This is a genomic window from Bifidobacterium saimiriisciurei (assembly GCF_010667655.1).
In the GTDB taxonomy this organism is placed as follows: Bacteria; Actinomycetota; Actinomycetes; order Actinomycetales; family Bifidobacteriaceae; genus Galliscardovia; species Galliscardovia saimiriisciurei.
The window spans coordinates 37,382-56,966 of the sequence record NZ_WHZU01000016.1 but is presented as its reverse complement, the minus strand read 5'-3'; the positions used below and the strand labels follow the sequence as shown (position 1 = coordinate 56,966).

At 65.5% G+C, this 19,585-nt stretch carries 19 protein-coding genes; 9 read left to right on the top strand and 10 right to left on the bottom strand.

Annotated elements, in window-relative coordinates:
* Window positions 1–32 precede the first annotated feature (32 nt).
* Entirely contained in the window at window positions 33–380 is a 348-nt protein-coding gene (locus GFD18_RS09225; RefSeq protein ID WP_100510537.1) for a tautomerase family protein, read from the top strand.
* Window positions 381–603: 223 nt separating this feature from the next.
* Here GFD18_RS09225 and rplI read toward each other — a convergent pair whose 3' ends face one another.
* The 8 genes from rplI to GFD18_RS09185 form a co-directional block, all read right to left on the bottom strand.
* Window positions 604–1,059, bottom strand: a complete 456-nt coding sequence (gene rplI / locus GFD18_RS09220; RefSeq protein ID WP_100510536.1) for a 50S ribosomal protein L9 — start codon at window positions 1,057–1,059, stop codon at window positions 604–606.
* A 15-nt stretch (window positions 1,060–1,074) separates the two neighbouring features.
* Window positions 1,075–1,323 (bottom strand): 30S ribosomal protein S18, encoded by a 249-nt coding sequence (gene rpsR, locus GFD18_RS09215; RefSeq protein ID WP_093961239.1) that lies wholly within the window; start codon window positions 1,321–1,323, stop codon window positions 1,075–1,077.
* Between the two features lie 99 nt (window positions 1,324–1,422).
* On the bottom strand, window positions 1,423–2,085 hold the full coding sequence (locus GFD18_RS09210; protein WP_163199868.1) for a single-stranded DNA-binding protein: 663 nt from the start codon (window positions 2,083–2,085) through the stop codon (window positions 1,423–1,425).
* Window positions 2,086–2,178: 93 nt separating this feature from the next.
* Window positions 2,179–2,475: a 30S ribosomal protein S6 gene (rpsF, locus tag GFD18_RS09205; protein ID WP_100510534.1), complete on the bottom strand. Its 297-nt coding sequence runs from the start codon at window positions 2,473–2,475 to the stop codon at window positions 2,179–2,181.
* Between the two features lie 105 nt (window positions 2,476–2,580).
* Window positions 2,581–3,513: a hemagglutinin gene (locus GFD18_RS09200; RefSeq protein WP_318644534.1), complete on the bottom strand. Its 933-nt coding sequence runs from the start codon at window positions 3,511–3,513 to the stop codon at window positions 2,581–2,583.
* A gap of 145 nt (window positions 3,514–3,658) precedes the next feature.
* Window positions 3,659–6,985: an AAA family ATPase gene (locus GFD18_RS09195; RefSeq protein WP_163199867.1), complete on the bottom strand. Its 3,327-nt coding sequence runs from the start codon at window positions 6,983–6,985 to the stop codon at window positions 3,659–3,661.
* Window positions 6,985–8,487, bottom strand: coding sequence for an exonuclease SbcCD subunit D (locus GFD18_RS09190; protein WP_163199866.1), 1,503 nt, complete (start codon window positions 8,485–8,487; stop codon window positions 6,985–6,987). The genes GFD18_RS09195 and GFD18_RS09190 overlap by 1 nt, the downstream gene beginning before the upstream one ends.
* 31 nt (window positions 8,488–8,518) lie before the next feature.
* The gene (locus GFD18_RS09185) at window positions 8,519–9,712 is read right to left on the bottom strand and encodes an SLC13 family permease (RefSeq protein WP_163199865.1); all 1,194 of its coding nucleotides are present in this window, start codon (window positions 9,710–9,712) and stop codon (window positions 8,519–8,521) included.
* Between the two features lie 377 nt (window positions 9,713–10,089).
* Here GFD18_RS09185 and GFD18_RS09180 point away from each other — a divergent pair, with 377 nt between their 5' ends.
* The gene (locus tag GFD18_RS09180; protein ID WP_163199864.1) at window positions 10,090–10,845 is read left to right on the top strand and encodes an SDR family oxidoreductase; all 756 of its coding nucleotides are present in this window, start codon (window positions 10,090–10,092) and stop codon (window positions 10,843–10,845) included.
* 8 nt (window positions 10,846–10,853) lie between these two features.
* Here GFD18_RS09180 and GFD18_RS09175 read toward each other — a convergent pair whose 3' ends face one another.
* Window positions 10,854–11,558, bottom strand: coding sequence for an NUDIX hydrolase (locus GFD18_RS09175; protein ID WP_163199863.1), 705 nt, complete (start codon window positions 11,556–11,558; stop codon window positions 10,854–10,856).
* A gap of 201 nt (window positions 11,559–11,759) precedes the next feature.
* Here GFD18_RS09175 and GFD18_RS09170 point away from each other — a divergent pair, with 201 nt between their 5' ends.
* The 6 genes from GFD18_RS09170 (at window position 11,760) to rimM (ending at window position 17,573) form a co-directional block, all read left to right on the top strand.
* Complete coding sequence (locus GFD18_RS09170; RefSeq protein WP_163199862.1) at window positions 11,760–12,350, top strand: TetR/AcrR family transcriptional regulator; 591 nt, start codon at window positions 11,760–11,762, stop codon at window positions 12,348–12,350.
* A gap of 433 nt (window positions 12,351–12,783) precedes the next feature.
* Complete coding sequence (locus GFD18_RS09165; protein WP_163199861.1) at window positions 12,784–14,358, top strand: APC family permease; 1,575 nt, start codon at window positions 12,784–12,786, stop codon at window positions 14,356–14,358.
* Window positions 14,359–14,488: 130 nt separating this feature from the next.
* Entirely contained in the window at window positions 14,489–15,847 is a 1,359-nt protein-coding gene (locus GFD18_RS09160; protein ID WP_163199860.1) for a class-III pyridoxal-phosphate-dependent aminotransferase, read from the top strand.
* 362 nt (window positions 15,848–16,209) lie between these two features.
* Entirely contained in the window at window positions 16,210–16,677 is a 468-nt protein-coding gene (gene rpsP, locus GFD18_RS09155) for a 30S ribosomal protein S16 (protein WP_163199859.1), read from the top strand.
* Window positions 16,678–16,679: 2 nt separating this feature from the next.
* A complete protein-coding gene (locus tag GFD18_RS09150) occupies window positions 16,680–16,910 on the top strand; it encodes an RNA-binding protein (RefSeq protein ID WP_100510527.1) in 231 nt (76 codons plus the stop codon).
* A gap of 72 nt (window positions 16,911–16,982) precedes the next feature.
* Window positions 16,983–17,573: a ribosome maturation factor RimM gene (rimM, locus tag GFD18_RS09145; protein ID WP_163199858.1), complete on the top strand. Its 591-nt coding sequence runs from the start codon at window positions 16,983–16,985 to the stop codon at window positions 17,571–17,573.
* A gap of 71 nt (window positions 17,574–17,644) precedes the next feature.
* Here rimM and GFD18_RS09140 read toward each other — a convergent pair whose 3' ends face one another.
* The gene (locus tag GFD18_RS09140) at window positions 17,645–18,871 is read right to left on the bottom strand and encodes an ROK family protein (protein ID WP_163199857.1); all 1,227 of its coding nucleotides are present in this window, start codon (window positions 18,869–18,871) and stop codon (window positions 17,645–17,647) included.
* Window positions 18,872–19,078: 207 nt separating this feature from the next.
* Here GFD18_RS09140 and GFD18_RS09135 point away from each other — a divergent pair, with 207 nt between their 5' ends.
* The gene (locus GFD18_RS09135) at window positions 19,079–19,561 is read left to right on the top strand and encodes a helix-turn-helix domain-containing protein (RefSeq protein ID WP_163199856.1); all 483 of its coding nucleotides are present in this window, start codon (window positions 19,079–19,081) and stop codon (window positions 19,559–19,561) included.
* Window positions 19,562–19,585 lie beyond the last annotated feature (24 nt).

The following is a 19,585-nucleotide window of genomic DNA, read 5'->3' as shown; positions in this document are numbered from 1 at the left end:
CACGCTTCGGAACGTACAAGCAAGGAGACATCATGCCCGTCATTCACACGCATGCCAGCACGACCATCAGCAAGGCCCAGCGCGAGGAGCTCAAGTCGCTGTACGGCCAGGCCATCACCGCCGTCCCCGGCAAGTCGGAGGGCTGGCTGATGTGCCCGTTCGAGGACAACATGCCCATCTACTTCGGCGGCGACGACGCCAAGCCGGCCGCCTACGTGGAGGTGAACGTGTTCGGCGATTCCGTGCCGCGCGAGAACTGGGAGCAGCTGACCCGCAGCATCTGCGACGCGCTCGACTCGGTGCTGGGCATCCCGTCGAACCGCGTGTACATCCGCGAGACCGCCACGACGAACTGGGGTTGGAGCGGGCGAAACTTCTGAGGGAAATCCTCTCCCTGACCGAAAGCCCTTCGGCCTCGCCGCTCGAGCATCGCGGCTCGCGTCGCCTGCGGGAAGCCTCATCCCGGCTTCCCGCCAAACGGCGCCGGGGGATGGAGCGGGCGCAACTTCTAGGGAGCCCCTCGCAGACGACGAAAAAGCCCCGTGATGGCATGGCCATCGACGGGGCTTTTGGGCTTAAGCTCAGGTTGATACGCGTACCGAATTACTCGGCAGCAACCACCTTGACGGTGAAGTTGGCGGTGATCTCCGGGTGGAGCTGGACCGTGGCGGCGAAGTCGCCGGTGGTCTTGATGGTCTCCACGGAGATGGACTTGGCCTCGACGGCGTTGCCCTTCTCGCCAAGCGCCTTGGCGATGGCGTCGGCGGAGACGGCGCCGAACAGCTTGCCGGACTCGGACACCTTGGCGGCGATCTCGACGACGGTGCCGTCGATGGCGTTCTTGGCGGCCACGGCGTCCTCGCGGGTGGCGAGGGCGGCGGCGCGGCGGGCGCGCTGCATCTGGGCGATCTGCTCAGCGGCGCCACGGTTCCAAGCGAACGCGAGGCCCTGCGGGATCAGGTAGTTGCGGGCGTAGCCGGGGCGAACCTCGACGACGTCACCGGAGTGACCCAGGTTGCCAACGGTGGTGGTGAGAATAACCTTCGTTTCCTTAGCCATTGTCAAGTCCTCCTATCAGCGGCCGGAAGTGGCGTACGGCAGCAGAGCCATCTCGCGGGCGTTCTTGATGGCCTTGGCGAGCTCGCGCTGCTCCTGAACGGTGACGCCGGTGATGCGACGGGAACGGATCTTGCCGCGGTCGGAAATGAACTTGCGCAGCAGGGCGACGTCCTTGTAGTCGATCTCGGTAACCTTGGCAGCCTTCAGCGGGTTCGGCTTCTTCTTGAACGGCTTCACCGGCGGCTGCGGCCTCTTGCGTGACATATGCACTCCTTAAAAATCTAAAAACTGATGATCTCGAATCCCTGTTCCCGATCCGAGCGGGACGGACGAACGATGCGATCGGCGGTAGGCCGGATGCGATCAGAACTCCGGTTCGTCGCTGCCGCCACCGAAATCATCGGTGGAGCCGAACGAACCGAACGAGCTCGAACCGGCGTCGGTCGAACCCCACGGATCCGCGGCGGGCTGCTGGGCCGGCTGGGAAGCGGCGGGGGCGGAAGCGCCACCCGAGTATCCTCCCTGATAGCCGCCCTGGTAACCGCCGTTGCCACCCTGGTATCCACCAGCGGCGGGCGCGGCATTACGCTGGGCTCCGGCGAATCCACCACGGGAGGCGCCGCCACCCTGGTATCCGCCGTTGCCACCGTTGCTGTTGCGCGTCACCTGTGCGGTGTTGCGGCTCAACGCGGGACCGATCTCGTCGACGCGAAGCTCGACCACGGTACGGTTCGTGCCGTCCTGGGCGGTGTACGAGCGCTGCGTCAGACGACCCTGCGCAATCACGCGCATGCCCTTCGACAGCGAGGCCTGAATGTTGGAGGCCATGGGGTTGTACTGCGAATCCCATGCCGAGCAACGCAGGAACAGCGCGTCGCCGTCCTCCCACTGCCCCGACTGCCTGTTGTAGGTACGCGGGGTGGATGCGATGGTGAAGTTGACCACCGTGGCACCGCTGGGAATCTGACGCAGTTCGGGGTCAGCCGTGAGGTTGCCCACCACTGTGATGACGGTATCTCCTGCCATGATTCATGCCTTCCGTACATTCCCGGGAATCATCGGGAATCAATAAAGTTTGGTAAGACAGCGATTCGTGTGTTCGGGCTCAGGCCCGAGGAATCACTTGGCGTCCTTACGAAGAATCTTCGTACGGATGATGGACTCGTTGAGGTTCAGCAGACGATCGAGCTCGTCGCTGGTAGCAGGCTCAGCGGTGTAGTTGACGACGGCGTAGTTGCCCTCGTTCTTGCCGGCGATCTCGTAGGCCAGCTTGCGGCGGCCCCAGATGTCGATGTTCTCGACGGAACCCTTTTCATCGGTGACGACCTTGAGGAACTGGTCGACGAGCTTCTTCAGTGCTCGCTCATCCAGTTCGGGATCGGCAATGAGCATCAGTTCGTACTTGTGCGCAGACATCACCCACCTCCTTCGGACTTAAAGGCCATGGACGTTCCATGACAGGAGTGTGTAAGCGCGTGCCCAAAATGGGCAACTCTCTAAAGCTACGCACAGCCGTGGACTTTATTTGCGGGGGTTCCCGAACCAGGCGTTGTAGAGGATGGAGAAGTTGCGGTTGCCGTAGCTCGCGCACGAGTCGCCCTCGCCCAGCCCGGCCTTGAGCGAGGAGACGTTGGGCTGGTACGGCGTGTAGATGTAGAGCAGCGCGGTCGCGTCGTTCTCTATCCACACGTCGGCGCCGCCGCAGCTTTCGTTCGGATGGTACTGCACGTAGTTGAGCCGCCCGGCGTGGTACCGGTACTGGTCGGCGTGGGCCTGATAGTACCTGAACCGCCTTGCCGCGCCGTACACCTGGTTGAAGAATCCGCCGTGCTTCGGGTCGCAGGGCCCGTCGTCGGGGCATGAGAGGCCGAGCGCCGACTGGTATCGGGCCTCGCTCGGCTCCGTGGTGCTCACCAGTCCCTGCTCCTTTTCGAGCATGACGAGCAGCACCTTCTGCGCGATGCCGCAGCTGCGCGCCGCCCCGTCGATGATCTGCGCGGCGGACTGCTGCTGGCCGCCGGTGTAGCCGTCGCACAGGTCGTCCTTCGGCTCAGCGAGCGTGGTCACCGTGTAGTTCTTCAAGCAGAGGTCGCCGGAGCACTTGGCGCCGTGCCTGTCGAGGAACCGCTGCACCTCGTAGGTGCTCATGGCCTTGGAGTCGAAGAACTGCGCGTCCGAGATGATGTTGCCGGGGTCGAAATCGTAGTCCTGCGCGAATTCGGCCTGCCGGTTCTTGGCGGCCGTGATGCTCATCTGCCGGTAGACGACGAGGCACATGCCCAGCAGCATGGCCAGCGCGGCCACCGACGAGACGGACCGCACGATCACCGTCTTGACGAATCGGACGCGTTTGTCGCCGCGATGCAGCCATCGAGTGAACGCGCCCCGCGACCGGCGTGACGGCGCGGCCGATTTCGGCCGGCCGCCCTTCGGCCGTGTGGATTTCGATTTCACGGACTTCGTTTTCGTGGACTTCGCCGATTGTGACTTCGCTTTCGCGGACGTCGCCTTCGCAGACGTCGACTTGGTCGATTGCCTTGTTGATTTCGTCATCGTCTCACCCCGTCCGTGCCAAGGATACCGCTCGAATCGGCCGGTCTCATACGATGACAGTGAGTCTGGACGAGGAATCCTCGGTGATGCGCGTGACGCTGATGCGTTCGGGTATCTGGTCCTTGAGCAGCCCGACGTGCGATATGACGCCGATATCGCGATGCCTGCTCATGGACCGCAGCACGGCGAGCACGTCGTCGAGATAATCCTCCGAGAGCGAACCGAATCCCTCGTCGATGAACAGCGTGTCCATGGATATGCCGCCGTTCTCGGCCTGGATGATGTCGGCGAGCGCCAGCGACAGCGCAAGGGACACGAAGAACGTCTCGCCGCCAGACAGCGTGGAGGCTTCGGTGGCGAGGTCGCTGCGACGGTCGAACACCTCGATGGGCAGGCCCGTTTTGACGGCGCGGCCTTCGTGGGTGCCGAGGCGCAGTTCGTAGACGCCGCCGCGGATGTCCTTGAGGATGTCGTTGGCGCGGTCGAGCACGTCGCGGAAGCGTTCGGTGACGGCGTAGGTGACGAGGGAGAGCCCGTCGCCGGCGGGTGATTCCGATCGGCCCGAGGCGAGCAATGCCATGTCTCGGATGGGTGCGAACCGCGCGCATGATGCGGCCCAGACCTGCGCGGCTTTGGCAAGCGTTGCGGCGCGGCGTTCGCGGTCGGTGTCGAGGCCGACGGCCTGTTCCTCGGCGCGGATCGCCGCCTCATGCGCCTGTTCGGCGGCGGCGACCCGAGTCTGTGCGGCGGTCAGCGCATCCGGCAACTCCTCGGCGATGGCCCTGATTCCGTCATCGGCTTGTGCGGCGATGGCACGGCAGGTGGGCGTGCGCAGCAGTCCGTCGAGCTCACGACGTATGCGTGCGAGTTCGGCGGCGGCGACTTCCGTGTCGGCGGCGTAACGATCGAGCGCGGCCTGCAGCCGCGCTGCGGCGGATTCGTCGAGCGCGGCCGCGCGGGCTTCGTCCTCGGTGGCGAATCCGCCGGCGGCAAGCAGTTCGTCACGCTGCGCCATGGCTCGTGCATGCTGCTCGCCGAGGGTGGCGACGGCGGATTCGATGCGGTCGGCGCGCTGCTCAAGCTCCGCACGGCGCGCAATGAGCCGGCCGAGCTCCTCTGCCCTGGCGGCCTGGTCGTCGCATGCGGCGATGGCCTGACGGGCCTGTTCCTCCCGCTGGTGCGCGGTTTCGTCGGTGTATGGCTTGCCGGTTTCGGCGTCGAGGCACGCGGTTTCAGCGGATTCGGCCAGTTCCTGCGCACTGTCGGAGGCCACGGCGGCCACTTCGGCCTGCTGTCTGCGCTGTTTCGCGTCTTCGGTCTTGGCGCGTATTTCGGCGAGCCGGGTTTCAAGCCGCTTGCGTTGCACGGTGAGCTGCGCTGCGGCGTCGCATTCCTCCCGCAGCTTCCGCACGGCCGTTTCGGCGGCGGCCTCGCCGAGCCCTTCGGCCTGGCGGTCCTCCGAGTCGATGAGCTGCTCGCACAGGCTCACGGCATTGGCGGCATCGGCGGCCCGCTGCACTGCGGCGTTCATGCGGTCGGCGAGTTCGGCGAGATGGTCCTCGTCGGGCACGTCCTGCGGCCGCACGGCGGGCGAGGGGTGCTCGGTGCCGCCGCAGACGGGGCACGGATGGCCGGTGACGAGCCTATCGGCCAATGCCGCGGCGCTGGCGGAAAGGAACGTCTCCTGCGCCTGCTCATAGGCGTCCTTGGCGGCCGCACGGTCGGCCCCGGCTTCCTTCGCCGCCGCACGAAGCCCATCGAGACGCCACCGGTCGGCGTCGCGTTTGCGGGCGTGGTCCAGTCGCCCGTTCGCCGCGTGCAGACGGTCGTCCAGCTGTGCCTGGAGCGCTTCGCGCCGTACCAGCTCGCGGATGCGGTCTTCCACCGTCGCGGGGTCGTCAAGCCTGGCGACTGCGGAATCGGCGGCATCGGCCTCGTCGCGCAGACGTTCCGCCTGCTCACGCCTCTGTGCCGCCCGCTGCTGTGCGGCGGCGAGCTTGTCGAGCTGCTCGCGCAGCGTCAGTGCCGACTGCAACGCGGCCTCGGCCATCGGCCGGCCGGCCGCCTGCCGCAACGCCTCTTCACGCGACTTGGTCATGGCGTCGGCGGATTCGAGACCGTTCAGGTTCTGCCGCACATCGGCGAGCGCACGCTGCTGTCGCTCGATTTCGGCGGCGACGGCGGCGCAGTCATCGGCCGCCCGTACGACGGGCGCCGCCTTGCGGGAACGCTCCAATGCGGCGCGATGCCCGTCCATGTCCGGACGCCGTTCGGACAGTGCATCCCGCCTCGCCTTGGCCTCCCGTTCGTCGTTCAGAGCCTGCCGCATCTGCGTGAGCACGGTGAGATCCCGCTGTGCCCGCTGCAGCCATTCGTCCGATTCGGCCACGCCATTACGGCATCGACGCAGCACGACCCGGGCCCGGGCCGCGGCTTCGTCCATACGCTTGCCGAGCCGCGCGGCGATGTCCTGCGGCTCCATCGCAGGCTCGGCGACGTCGCCGGCGTCGTCGAGACCCCATGCGGCGGCATCGGACGCGCCGGCACCAGCCGCAGCACCGTCAAGACCGTCAGTCACTTCGCCACCGTCGGCCAGCGCATCGACCCGTTCGGCGACGTCGCGCATCTCGTGGATCGCGGTGCGCAGCTCCCGTCGCTGCCCGTCGACGACGTCGGCATGCTGCTTTCGCATGGTATCCAATGTCTTTTGAATTCGCTCATATACATCGGCGGAGAACAGGCTCTTGATGAGCTGCGTGCGCTCCTCCGGACGGCATTTGAGGAAGCTCGAGAACTGGCCCTGGGCAAGCATCGCGGTCTTCGAGAACTGGTCGCGGGTCAGGTGCAGCAGCTTCCCGACCTCGATGTTGGTGTCGCGCGCCTGCGAGGCCAGTGGCTTGGCGTGGCCGTCCGCCTCGGCGTAGTCGAAATACGCGGCCGCCGAACCGTCGGACGCGGCGTCGCCGGCCGGGGCTTCCGACGCTTCCACCACATCGGCCAGCCCGCCGTCGATCTCCCATAATTTGCCGGTGGCGTTCTCGGCTATGGTTCCTTCGCCGCGCTTCTTGCGACGCATGTAGGCCGGTTCGCGGCGCACGCGGTAGTATCGTCCGTTCACCGTGAAGATGAGGTCCACGAACGACGGCGTCTGCTGCGTATCGAGGAACCGCGAGCGCAGACGGTCCTTGCTGGCGTCGTCCACGGAGACGCCGCCGTACAGCGCAAAGCTGATGCAGTCGAGAATCGTCGACTTGCCGGAGCCGGTCTCGCCTTCGATGAGGAACATGTGGGAACGGTTCAGCGCCACGAAGTCGATGGAGAACTCGCCTTCATACGGGCCGATGCCCATGAATCGCATGCCGATGAGTCGCATCAGCCACGCCCCTTCCCCGCCGGCTTTCCCGCAGCGGTTTTCCTCGTCGAATCCTTCCTCGTCGAATCCTTCGCCGGCCCGTCGCCCGCTTCGTCAAGCGTGCGTTCGACGGCCTGCCGCAGCACCGCCGTCTCGTCGGCGGTCGGGTCGCGGTGCAGCGTGTATCGCACGAAGTCCTTGAGCACGTCGATCTCGCTGTGCGCCTCATGCAGGTTCGCCATCGCACGGCCGCCGGCCGCCTGTGGGCGCCGCCGGATGTCGAACCTCTTCTCCAATGCGTGGTCGTATACGGCGTCGATCTTCTGATACATGCCGTGCGGGTAGGCGTCGCAGACCACGGTGGCCGACACCCAGTCGCGGGCATGCCGTTCGGCGAGCGAGCCCAGCAGCTCGTCCGGCGTGCCGCGCAGCTGCACGAGCGGCGGCTGGCCGGATTCCACGTTCAGCGTACGAATCGAAGGCTCACGGGAATCCTCGGGCATGTCGACGATGACCACGCTCTTGCCGTTGCCCTCGCGCGGCGGCACGCATCCTTCCGAGAACGAATACGCCAGCAGCGAGCCGGAGTAGCGGGCGATCGGCGTGCGGCCCTCGCCGCCGGCGTTCATACCCTCATCGACCCGCAAGCCTTCGTCGGGACCCGAACCATCGACGGAGACGGAGCCATCGACGGCATCGCCATCGTCTCGGCCGTCCTGCGGAACCGTCACCCTCTGCGCGCGATGCAGATGCCCGAGCGCCAGATAGTCCAGCCCGCTGCCGGCGAACATCGCGGCCGGCACACCGTCCACGCCGCCGACGGCGATGTTGCGTTCGGAATCGCTCGGGTTCGCGCCGGATACGAACGCATGGGCCATCATCACGGCCTTCATGCGCGGGTTGCTCGCCCGCCTGCGCGCGATGTCGGCGCGGATCAATGACATCGCGGCGCCCATCACGCCTGCGTGCGAACGCGGAATCGACGCATCATCCTCCAGCATCGCGCGCAACGTCGGCCGCGCGATGTCGGGGTCGAGATACGGCACGGCGTATACGGCGAGCGTCTCGACGGCCGCCGAGCCCCGCTTCTCCCCCGCACCTTTCTTCCCCGACGCATCGTCGGCCGCCGTCGGCGAAGCCGCGCGCGGCCGCGTGACGACCACCGGCGTCGCGATGTCGCCGATGGAGCATCGCAGATGCACGTTGTCGCGCATCATATGGGCGCCGAAGCCGAGCTTGCGCGCCGAATCGTGGTTGCCGGGCGTCACGATGACGTCGACCGCCGGCTTGCCGGCGTCGTCGACGATGGACGACAGCCGCGTCAGCGCGGCGTCGAGAATATCGACCGACGCGGCCGACGGCATGGGCGAGTCGTAGACGTCGCCGGAAACGCATACCACGTCGATGTGTTCGCGCCGCACGACGTCGACGAGCCATTCCAATGCGCGACGCTGGTATTCGGCGAGGTCGACGCCTTTGAAACGCCGGCCGATGTGCCAGTCCGAAGTATGCAGAATCCTCATGCCCCCAGCATAACGAGGGCGGAAGCGGAAACTATTCGATGACGAGCGCCAATCCGACGAGCGCGATGAGGAAGATCACGTTCATGCCGGTGTAGACGCCGAGGTATCGGCCGCGATGCTCCGGGTACCTCGCCACGACGCCCTTGTACGAGATGAGCGACGCCATGGAGGCGATGAGCGTGCCCATGCCGCCGAGGTTCGTGCCGATGATGAGCTCGCGCCATGCGTCGGAGAATCCGGAGAGCAGCAGCGTGGTCGGCACGTTGCTGATGACCTGGCTGAACGCGACGCCCAGCTCGAGCGGATGGCCGCCGACCAGCGACTGCGCCAGCTCGTAGAACGCGGGCACGCGGCGCATGTTGCCGATGAAGATGAAGAACATGCAGAACGTGAGCGGCAGGCCCCAGTCCACGATCCTGAAGGCGCGGCGGTCGCAGAACAGGAACGTCGCGACGACGACGGCCACCATGAGCCACAGCGGCAGCACGCCGCCCACGCCGAGCAGGCAGATGACGAACAGCAGCGAGTAGACGACCGTGCGCCAGCCGCCGTATCCCGCGCCGTAGCCGGTGATGCGGATCTCGTCGGGCTGCGGCTGCGTGGGGTTCGGGGCGAGCACGCCCTGCTCGATGCCCTCGGCGCCGAGGTTCTCGAACTGCGAGACCTTCGCGTCGCCGAACACGAACCAGATGATGGCGATGAGCAGCACCGCGGCGAGCGCGGAATACGGCGCCATGATGAGCAGGAACTCGGGCGTTCCGATGCCCGAGACGGCCTTGAGATAGAGGTTGTGCGCATTGCCGATGGGCGTGAGCATGCTGCCGAGGTTGGCGCCGAGCGTCATGAGCGTGGCGACCAGGCAGATGCGGTCCTCCATGCCGGCCATGATGAGCACGGCGAGCGCGAACGGGATGAACGTGACGAGCGCCACGTCGTTGGTGACGAACATGCCGGAGAAGAACGGCAGCGCCACAAGCGTGATGATAAGCCCGCGCGCGGTGCGTACGCGGCCGAGCAGCTTCGCGCCGATGATGCGGAAGACGCCGATGCGCTGGAACCCGCAGACCACGAGCATGAGGCACACCAGCTGCGAGATGGTGTTGACGTGGATGTAGTCGGCGTACTGGGCGTCCGGCGGAACGATGAAGCAGGAGATGATGGCGAGGATGGCGGCCACGATCAGTACGGTCTCTCGTTTCAGCACATTGATGACCCAGCGTTGCACTCTGGTTTTCCTCCGGCGATTCCACGGTGAATGGGTGTTCTCGCATGACCGGTCGCGGTCCGTCACGGCGCCGACGGCATGGTCACGCATTCAGGGATTGAAGCAACCGTACGACGTCCAGTCGGGGAACCGACAGTGCAGCGACGCCGCACGGCGCATTCCCTATACTACGTCAGGAAACGCCGTACTACGTAGTTTTTGAGAAAAACGGAAAACTACGCCTTTCTGAGTAGAAAGGCCCCACCCCCTTCGGACCCTACGCCGGCGATGGCCCCGCGAAGGGCCTTCGCGGACTTTCATGGACCCGCACACGGGACGCCTCCACGACGCTTCTACAATGAAAACCGTAATTCGCGCAATTGCTTCAAGGAGGAATCATGACGAACGACGTTGCGAGAACGGCGGTGGTGACGGGCGCGTCCAGCGGCATCGGCGCCGCGACCGTGCGGACGCTGGCCGCCGAAGGCTGGACGGTGTTCGCGCTGGCCCGTCGCGAGGAGAAGCTGGTCAGGCTGGCCGAGGAGACCGGCTGCACGCCGGTCGTCGCCGATATCACCGACGAGGAGTCCACGTCCGCCGCGGTCGAGACGATTCTGGCGGCCGGTCCGGTCAAGGCGCTGGTGAACTGCGCCGGCGGGGCGATCGGCAAGGACCCGGTGGCCACGGCGAATCTGGACGACTGGCGCGCGATGTATGAGCTGAACGTGCTGGGCACATTGCGCATCACGCAGAAGCTGCTGCCGGCCCTCAGGGAGTCGGCCGGCACGGTGCTGGTGATCTCCTCGACGGCGGGCATCGAGCCGTATGAGGGCGGCGCCGGCTACTGCGCCTCGAAGTTCGCCGAAAGGGTCATGGCCCGCGTGCTGCGTCTGGAGCTGATCGGGGAGCCGGTGCGCGTGGTCGACATCGCGCCGGGCATGGTGCAGACCGACGAGTTCTCCATCAAGCGCTTCCACGGCGACGCCGCGAAGGCGGCCGCCGTGTACGCCGGCGTTCCCGACCCGCTGAAGGCCGAGGACATCGCCGAATGCGTGCGCTGGGCGCTTGACCAGCCCGACACCGTGGACGTCGACAACATCGTCGTGCGCCCGCGCGCCGAGGGCTCCTACACCAAGGTCCATCGCGAAGGCTGAGCCGGCCGCTACGCCGCCTGCGCCCTCCAGATGGTGTAGGCGGCGAGGGTGATGCCGTCCATGATGCTGCCGGATGCGATCATGTCGTCGATCTCGTCGACGCCCATCCATGCCAGACGCGAATCGCCGCCCTCGCCGAGCCTCGCCTGCGCCCGCTCGACCTCGGCGATCTGCTCGTCGTCCACCAACACCTCGACCACGGCCACCGATCCGCGAATCTTGCAGGTGTCGGCGTGGATGAGCTGCAGCAGGCGGCGGGAGGAGGACGCCAGTCCGGCCTCGGTCTCCAGCTCGCGCTCGGCGGTGCGGCTCGCCACCTCGCCGGGCTCGCCCATGCTGCGCGGGAACTCCCATTCGAATGAGTCCGTGGCGATGCGCCAGTGCCGCGCCAGCAGCAGACGGCCGTCCGGGCGCACGGCCACGCATACGGCACTCGGCTGTCCGCCGCGCACCTGCGCGAAGAGTATCGGATGCGTCCGCACGCCCTCCGCCACGTCGACGACACCGTCGCCGTTCACGTCCTGCGGCCGGCCCTTGACGCTCACGTCCGCCTGAATCACCGTGAACTGCGATTCATCGTCGCCCTGGAACACGACCTTCTCGTCGTGCACGATGAGCTCGGACTCCAACCCCGACCTGATGGCGGCCACGTCGTCCACTGCGCCCGCCGCGCCCTCTGCGTTCATCATGGCGCCGTCGTCATCAGTCCTCATTGCCTTCGTACCTCCGGATGCCCCTACTCGGCGTTCGGCGTTCGGGCCCATGTCGCCGGCCCCTTGCCATCGATTGATATGAGCGCCACTCTACCCCCGTACCCCCATATCGCGCAAAAACCCGCACCGAACCGCAGAGAAACGGCCATCTGCACGCAGGCGGTATGCCATACTGGGAGGGCAACGAAGGCGAGGAGAACCATGCCCAAGATCGTCGACCATACCGCACGCAGACAGGCAATCGTCGAGGCATATCTCGCATTGGTGGCGGAGAAGGGGATCGGGGCGACGTCGTCACGCTCCCTCGCAGCGCAGCTCGGCATCTCGAACAGCCTGCTGTGGCGGTACTTCAGCGACATGAACCAACTGCTCGTGCAGTCGTACCACACGATCATCCAGAACGTGGACGACCGCATCATGTTCGCCATCGCCGGCCGTCGGGGTCTTGACGCCATCCGCCGCATGGTGCACGAACTGCTGCCGCTGGACCATGTCTCGCGGGCGGAGGCGAAGGTCGTCGTCAGCTTCTGGGGACTGGAGGTGACCAAAGGCACCCGGCTCTCCCAGACCACGCACGAGCTCGAGGCATGGTCGTCGGTGCTGGAGACGCTGCTGGACCAGGCAGCGGACGGCGGCGAGATCTCATCGAGCGACCGACTCGCGCTGCATGACGCCGCATTCACCGTCATGGCGCTGACCAACAGCGCGCAGATCGAATACGCCACGCAGGACGACGACGCCAGCGCCGAGCGGACCGAACGAATCATCGACCGCATGCTCTCCACGCTATAGCGCGACAACGGCCATACCGGCCATAACACATAGCCGGCACGCAACGGCGCGGACGGCATCCCGACATCCCGATGTTTTCGGACGGCACGGCCATACATCCATATATCTCCGCCATCTTTGCCGTCGCCGTTTTTATTGAGCACTTGCTCACAATTATTTCCGCCGCGTTTCGCGCGGCCTCCTCGCATATTTCCATATCCGCCGCCGCCGGCCATGCCGAAACATGCGCGAAAACGTTCGGCAATTAAAAAGAGCGACTGCTCTTTTATCGTCGTAGACAACAAACGACATAACCGACATCACCAAGGAAACCGCCGAAACGGCACCGGCCACAAGCCGGCCGCGACGGTTCCCGCACAGCTGCCACAGCCTTCACGCCGAGCAGTTCCGCCCCGATAGAGGCCACGCCATTCACCGATCGGAAGGAACATCGATGACCACCATAATCAACCAATCCATATGCAAGCCGCCCATCGTCGCCGCAGGGCCCGCATCGGCGGCACCCGCGGCGACCGTGACGAGCACGACGAACGCGGCCCTGGCGAACGCGGCCGCAAAGCCCTCCGACTCCAAACTCGCCGGCTCTCTCGGCACGGGGGCCATCGTATTCATGGTGGTCGCCGCGGCCGCGCCGCTCACCGTGCTCGGCGGCGGCACCCCCGTGGGCATCCTGCTGGGCAACGGCGCGGGCTTCCCCTCCACCTTCATCATCGCCGGCCTGGCACTGGCGCTGTTCTCCGTCGGACTTTCGGCCATGGCACGTTACGTGCCCCGCAGCGGCGCGTTCTTCGCCTACATCTCCCAGGGAATCAACCCCACGTGGGGACTGGCCGCCGCAACGCTTGCGATGGTCACCTACACCGCCATCCAACTTTCCGTATACTGCCTCATCGGCCTGCAATTGCGGACCGGAATCTCCGCGATCAGCGGCATCGACCTGCCGTGGTGGGCGTATTCGTTCCTGATGGTCGCCACCGTGGCGTTCCTCGGATACCGCCGAATCGACATGAGCTCCAAGGTGCTTGGACCGCTGCTCGTCGCGGAAATCGGCGTGGTCGTCATCCTTTCCGTCGTGATTCTCGCGCACGGCGGCGCGCACGGCATCGACGTGGCCGCCTCCTTCTCCCCCGACGCCGTGACGTCCGGCGCCCCCGGCGTGGCATTGATGTTCTCCATCGCCGGATTCATCGGATTCGAATCGACCGCGGTCTACCGCGGCGAGGCCCGCGATCCCGACCGGACGATTCCCCGCGCCACCTACATCGCCGTCGCCTTCGTCACCGTGCTGTATACGATCTCGTCGTTCGCACTCGTCAGCGCCTGGGGCTCCGACCGCGTGCGGCAGGCCGCCGCCGACACCCTGGCCAAGGGCAACATGCTGCAGGTCACCGCACAGGCCTATATCGGCCCATGGTATGCGGCGGTCATCAGCTTCCTGCTCATCACCAGCCTGTTCGCCTGCGTGCTGTCGTTCCACAACGTGCTCGCCCGTTACATGTTCTCGCTGAGCACGCATGGGGTGCTGCCGCGCGCACTGGGAACCGTGCACTCCCGCCACGGCTCGCCCTCGCGGGCCTCGCTCGTGCAGTCGGCCACCGCGGCGGCGATCGTGCTCGTCATCGCGCTGCTCGGCGCCGACCCGTACGCTCAGGGATTCACCTGGCTCTCCGGCATGGCCACCGTCGGATTCGTGACCCTCATGGTGCTCACCTGCCTGGCCGTGGTGACGTTCTTCATCCGGCACAACATCGACGTGAGCCTGTGGAGCTCCGGCATCGCCCCCGGCCTCGGAGCCGTGGCACTGGCCACGTTCCTGTACTTCATCATCGCGAACTTCCCCACGCTGGTGGGCGACGTCGACTCCAGCGGAGCCACGGCCGCCGGCGCGCTGACCTACACGCTGCTCGGCATCATGGCGGCCTCGCTGCTCGTCGGCGCCGCGCAGGTGCTTGTTCTGAAAAGGAGGGACATCACCGCATATCGCAATCTGGTGAACGCCGGCGAATAGACGGCGACTGAGGGCGCCGCCCCTGCGGCCGTCCCGGTCCCGACATCATCGATCATCGATCGCCGACCACCCGACAATCGCCAACCCGACCATCGCATCATCAATCATCACCAATCAGAAAGGCACCATCATGACCAACGTCAAGGACGTCTACCCCAACTTCATCACGCTCGGCGAGGCGCTCGACCTCAGCGAGGAGAAGGTCCGCGAGCTCCAGCTCGCCCATATGAACAAGTTCCGCACGCAGATGGGCCTCGCCGCCGGCCTCACCTTCGACATCAAACGCGCCGAAGGCTGCCATATCTGGGATGCCGACGGCAACAAGCGCCTCGACTTCATCGGCGACGTCGGCGTGTACCTGCTGGGCCACAACAACCCGTTCATCGTCAACGGCGTCAAGCGCTTCCTCGACACCCATCCGCTGAGCATGGACCCGATGGCCCTGAAGCCCGTGACCGCGGCGTTCGCGAACAACATGGCGCAGATCACCCCGGAGCTCACCCGCACCATGACCAACGGCGGAGGCGGCGCCGAGGCCGTGGAGGCGGCGCTGAAGATGTGCCGCATCGCCGCGGGCCGCACCAAGAAGGGCAAGACCCGCGTGGTCTCCACGCTCAACGCCTTCCACGGCAAGACCCTCGGCGCGGTGAACGCCGGCGGCAAGGACACCTGGCGCCGCTGGCAGGCCCCGATGCCGGGCCACACCTACGTGCCGTACGGCGACGCCGACGCGCTCGAGGCCGAGCTGAGCAAGGGCGACGTCATCATGTTCATCGCCGAGCCGATCCAGGGCGAGGGCGGCGTGGTGGTGCCGCCGGACGACTACTTCTACAAGGTGCGCGAGCTGTGCGACAAGTACGGCACCTACATGGTGCTCGACGAGGTGCAGGCCGGCTCCTGCCGCACCGGCTACATCTGGGCGCACAAGTACTACAAGGACCTCGTGCCCGACGCCTTCACCTTCGCCAAGGCGATCTCCGACGGCGTGCTGCCCGTCTCCGGCCTGCAGGCCAAGGAGGAGCTGTACATGGCCGCCTACGGCTCCGAGGAAAGCGCCATGATGCACACCGCCACCTACCAGGACAACAACATCTCCGCCTGCGTGGCGCTGCTCTCCCTGCAGTACATGATCGAGAACGACGTGCCCGCCAAGGTGCGCGCCGGCTCCAAGGTGATCTTCGCCGGTCTGAACAAGATCCGCGACCGCTTCCCCGACGTGCTGGAAGAAGTGCGCGGCCGCGGCTACATGATCGGCCTCAAGTTCGGAGCCGACAAGGACGGCGTCGGCTACGCGCCGCGCGTCGGCACGATCCTGGCCCAGAAGCACCTGGTGCACACCATGACCTCCACCAACAACGACACCATCCTGCGCGTGTACCCCAACGTGGCCACCACCAACGAGGACTTCGAGTGGTTCCTCGACGCGCTGGAGCAGACGCTCGAAGAGGTCACCGCCACCACCGGCATCGCGACCACCAAGGCCGCCTGAGCCAGGCCCGCGCATCAGACGGAACCGCAACGCCCCACCCAACGGCCTCCCGCCGACCCCGCCGCCGCGAACCGAGCCGATCGCCCGCCCGGTTCGCGGCGGCATCGACGGGCGGCCGTCCCGCTCTCCCGCCGTCTTTTCGCACGGCGTTTGAATCATCTGAAAGTCGACGTCGCGGAAATCCCCAAAATTATCCCGATTTCGGGCTTTTCCTCGGGAAAATATGGTTATACTATTTAGTTGTTATTCGTAAGCAGTGGCGCCCTCTAACTCCATTGCCTATGAGGAACACGTGGGTCTCGGTTTGAACACCCCACGTTGAAACCGAAGATGCACACCCCTAATACATAAGGAGAGCCGTTTTGGCAACCAAGATTCGTCTGAAGCGCCTGGGCAAGAAGCACTACGCCTTCTACCGTGTCGTCGTTATGGATTCCCGCAAGGCCCGTAACGGCAAGACCATCGAGGAGATCGGTACCTACGATCCCAACAAGCAGCCCTCGCTCATCCAGATCAAGTCTGACCGCGCTCAGTACTGGCTCGGTGTCGGCGCCCAGCCGACCGAGGCCGTCTTCAAGCTGCTGAACATCACCGGTGACTGGCAGAAGTTCAAGGGCCTGCCCGGTGCCGAAGGCACCCTGAAGGTCGCCGCCGAAGGCCCGGATGCGGAAGCCCGCGTGGCCGCCGCCGCCGACGAGGCCCAGAAGCTCAAGGCCGCCAAGGCCGAAGCCGAGGCCAAGGCCAAGGCTGAGAAGGAAGCCGAAGAAGCCGCTGCGGCTGCTGAGGCCGAAGCCCCGGCCGAAGAGGCCGCCGAGGAGAAGGCTGAGTAATCATGCTTGCCGAAGCCGTCGAACACCTGATCAAGAACATCGTTGATTTCCCGGACGACGTTTCCGTGAAGTCCCACGAGAACAACCGCGGCGAACTGCTTCGCGTGCGGGTGAACCCGGAGGACATCGGTCGCGTCATCGGCCGTGGCGGACGCACCGCCAACGCCATTCGCACCGTGGTGCAGGCGCTGGCCGACCACAAGGTCCGCGTCGACATCATGGATGTGCGCTGAATCGTTCTCGGGCAATGCCCGCGAGGCTTCGGCGCGATCGGCACGTCTTGATTACCTACTAAAGTCAAGACAATGACGATGGCAGAAAAGCATAATGCAGACCCTCAGCAGCGCGAGCTGCTGAGGGTCTGTCGTATTGGCAGGGCCCAGGGCCTGAAGGGCGAGGTCAACGTTCGCGCCTTCACCGACGAGCCGGAGGAGCGTTTCGCGCCCGGCTCCGTGCTGTTGACCGAGGACGGCCGCGAATTCGAGGTCGTACGGTCGCGAAAGTTCAAGGAACGTTGGATCGTGCTGTTCAAGGGCGTGACCGACCGCAATGCGTCGGAGGCGTTGAACGGCACGATGCTCTATGTGGAGCCCACGTATTCCGATGACGAGGACGATGATGGGGACGACGGCTTCTATGCCGAGGAGCTCATCGGCCTCGAGGCACGCATCTATGAGGGCGACGGCTCTGCCGCCGCCGACTCCGACGCCGCATATGCGGTCGCCGGCAAGGTCACCGATGTGATGGAATCCCCCGCGCAGTGGCTGCTCACCGTCACCGAGCCGAGCGGCGCGGAGTCACTGGTCCCCTTCGTCGAGGAGATCGTCCCCGAGGTCGATCCCGACGAGGGGTATCTCGTCCTCACTCCCCCGAACGGACTCCTTCAGGACCGGTGATAGTTCACGAATCGGTGGATACGGACAATGCGAGCGTTGATGTACCGCGTATCTGCCGATTCGTGAACCGACTATGCCCGCCCGGTGGATTCGTCCACGAACCTGCGCACGTAATGGAGGGCGGCACCCAGCGTGCTTTGTCCGGCGACGCCGTCCGTCTGCGCCACGCTTCTGCGCAGTCGGACGGTGCTCGTCGGGAACGGGTCAAGCCCCTGCACACGCCGCGTCAGGCCCGCGAGCTCGGCATCGGTGAGGAACCGGGCGATGTCGCCGCCGAGAATCACATCCACGCTTAACACCGACCGCATGTTGGCGATCGCCTGCGCCAATGCGCCCATATAGTCGTCGAACGCCTTCACGCACGATTCGTCGCCGGCGCGCAGCCGGCGGAAGAACTCCTCGACGCTCGGGGCGCGGCCGGCTCCGCCTTCCTCCCCCAGCAGCGCCGCACGGGAGCAGTAGGCGTCCATGCATCCGCGCCGGCCACAGTAGCAGGTACGGCCGCCGGGCATAAGCGTCATATGCTCGCAGTTCCCGGTACGCAGGTCGGCGCCCTGCCGCACCCGGCCGTCCATGATCACCGCGCTGCCGACGTGCTCGTTGAGGTACAGGCAGAACGCGTCCTCGATGCTCGGGTCGAACCACACCTCCGCGGTCGCCGCCGAATAGGAGTCGTGGATGAACTGGCAGGGGAAATCCAGCCGTTCGGCGAACGGCCGGACGGAAAGCCCCGTATTGCCGAGGATTCCCCCGAACGTGATCTGGTCGCCGTCCGGAGAGACGCGTCCCTGCACCGAGAACGCGATGCCGAGGATGCCTCGCGGATCGATGCCCTCACGGTCCACCACATCGGTGACGAACCGCAGAATCGCCGTGCAGGCGTTGTCGTAGAACGTGTCGGTGTTCTCATAGGTCAGGTCGATATGCGAGGAGTCAAGACGGCGCCCATCGAGATCGACCGCGCAGACATCCATGCCGTCGGCGAATATCGAGACGCCGACGCCCATCCGGGCTCGTGGCACGAACGCGTAGTTCTGCGGCTTGCGGCCGCCGGTCGAGGTCAGGAAGCCGGTACGGCGAATCAGTCCCTCGTCCTCCAGAACGGCAAGGTTCTGCGCGATGATCGGCAGGCTGCACGGCACGGCGGCGGCGATGTCCTGCCGCGAGCCCTTCTTGTGGGTGTACATGTAGTCGAGAATCATCCGGCGCTTGGCGAGTTTCGTGGTTGTCTTCCCCGATGCCGTTCTCCCCGGCGTCGATTCGTCCAACGTCGCCGTCGCCGTTGATCGCATATTCATGCCAAACGCTCCTTCGTCGGTACTGCCACTTCATTGTACGGGACCGGAAAACGCCGGTCGCGCGGTATGACAATACGTGATACTCTTTTTAAAGCTACTTTTTAAAGTTATTTTAAAATAAATGCAACGGTCAGGCAAATCGCCGTATACAGCGATTCGCCTTCCGCACCGATCACATTCGAACGGCGGTGATGCGCGATGACGCACATGACAACGGCACACGGCAAGGAAGCCGGCAACATCATTTCAATCAGAACCGACGCCGACGGCGGTAGCGAGCATCAGATCAGCGTCGGCGTCGAAACCGGCACGCCCAAAGCCGACGAGCGCGAGCACGCCGGACACCCGGCCGCCTACATGTCGCCCTGCGACGAGCTCGTGCATCATGCGCTGGCATACATCGACCGGAACATCTGCTCGCCCATCGACGTGGCGTCGGTGGCCCGAGCGGTGAACGTCGATCGCAGCCATCTTTCCCGCACGTTCCACGCCTGCGTCGGCATGACCGCGAAGGCGTACATCGACGCCATGCGCATCGAGAGGGCCACGGCCATGCTGGCCGAATCCAACCTGAGCATCGCGCGGGTGGCCAGGCGATGCGGATACACGAGCGCCGACGTGTTCACCCGGCGCTTCCGCGCCGCACACAACACCACGCCGGCGCAGTGGCGGCGAGGACAACGCCCATGATCGCGCCGGCGGAAAAGCCGGCAA

What these genes read in the sequence shown, in the direction of transcription:
- GFD18_RS09180 (WP_163199864.1), top strand. Translation starts at nt 10,090, where the DNA reads ATGACGAACGACGTTGCGAGAACGGCGGTGGTGACGGGCGCGTCCAGC.
- GFD18_RS09140 (WP_163199857.1), bottom strand. Translation starts at nt 18,871, where the DNA reads ATGAATATGCGATCAACGGCGACGGCGACGTTGGACGAATCGACGCCG.
- GFD18_RS09165 (WP_163199861.1), top strand. Translation starts at nt 12,784, where the DNA reads ATGACCACCATAATCAACCAATCCATATGCAAGCCGCCCATCGTCGCC.
- rpsR (WP_093961239.1), bottom strand. Translation starts at nt 1,323, where the DNA reads ATGTCACGCAAGAGGCCGCAGCCGCCGGTGAAGCCGTTCAAGAAGAAG.
- rplI (WP_100510536.1), bottom strand. Translation starts at nt 1,059, where the DNA reads ATGGCTAAGGAAACGAAGGTTATTCTCACCACCACCGTTGGCAACCTG.
- GFD18_RS09150 (WP_100510527.1), top strand. Translation starts at nt 16,680, where the DNA reads ATGCTTGCCGAAGCCGTCGAACACCTGATCAAGAACATCGTTGATTTC.
- GFD18_RS09135 (WP_163199856.1), top strand. Translation starts at nt 19,079, where the DNA reads ATGACAACGGCACACGGCAAGGAAGCCGGCAACATCATTTCAATCAGA.
- rimM (WP_163199858.1), top strand. Translation starts at nt 16,983, where the DNA reads ATGACGATGGCAGAAAAGCATAATGCAGACCCTCAGCAGCGCGAGCTG.
- GFD18_RS09160 (WP_163199860.1), top strand. Translation starts at nt 14,489, where the DNA reads ATGACCAACGTCAAGGACGTCTACCCCAACTTCATCACGCTCGGCGAG.
- GFD18_RS09225 (WP_100510537.1), top strand. Translation starts at nt 33, where the DNA reads ATGCCCGTCATTCACACGCATGCCAGCACGACCATCAGCAAGGCCCAG.
- GFD18_RS09190 (WP_163199866.1), bottom strand. Translation starts at nt 8,487, where the DNA reads ATGAGGATTCTGCATACTTCGGACTGGCACATCGGCCGGCGTTTCAAA.
- GFD18_RS09170 (WP_163199862.1), top strand. Translation starts at nt 11,760, where the DNA reads ATGCCCAAGATCGTCGACCATACCGCACGCAGACAGGCAATCGTCGAG.
- GFD18_RS09175 (WP_163199863.1), bottom strand. Translation starts at nt 11,558, where the DNA reads ATGAGGACTGATGACGACGGCGCCATGATGAACGCAGAGGGCGCGGCG.
- rpsF (WP_100510534.1), bottom strand. Translation starts at nt 2,475, where the DNA reads ATGTCTGCGCACAAGTACGAACTGATGCTCATTGCCGATCCCGAACTG.
- GFD18_RS09195 (WP_163199867.1), bottom strand. Translation starts at nt 6,985, where the DNA reads ATGCGACTCATCGGCATGCGATTCATGGGCATCGGCCCGTATGAAGGC.
- GFD18_RS09210 (WP_163199868.1), bottom strand. Translation starts at nt 2,085, where the DNA reads ATGGCAGGAGATACCGTCATCACAGTGGTGGGCAACCTCACGGCTGAC.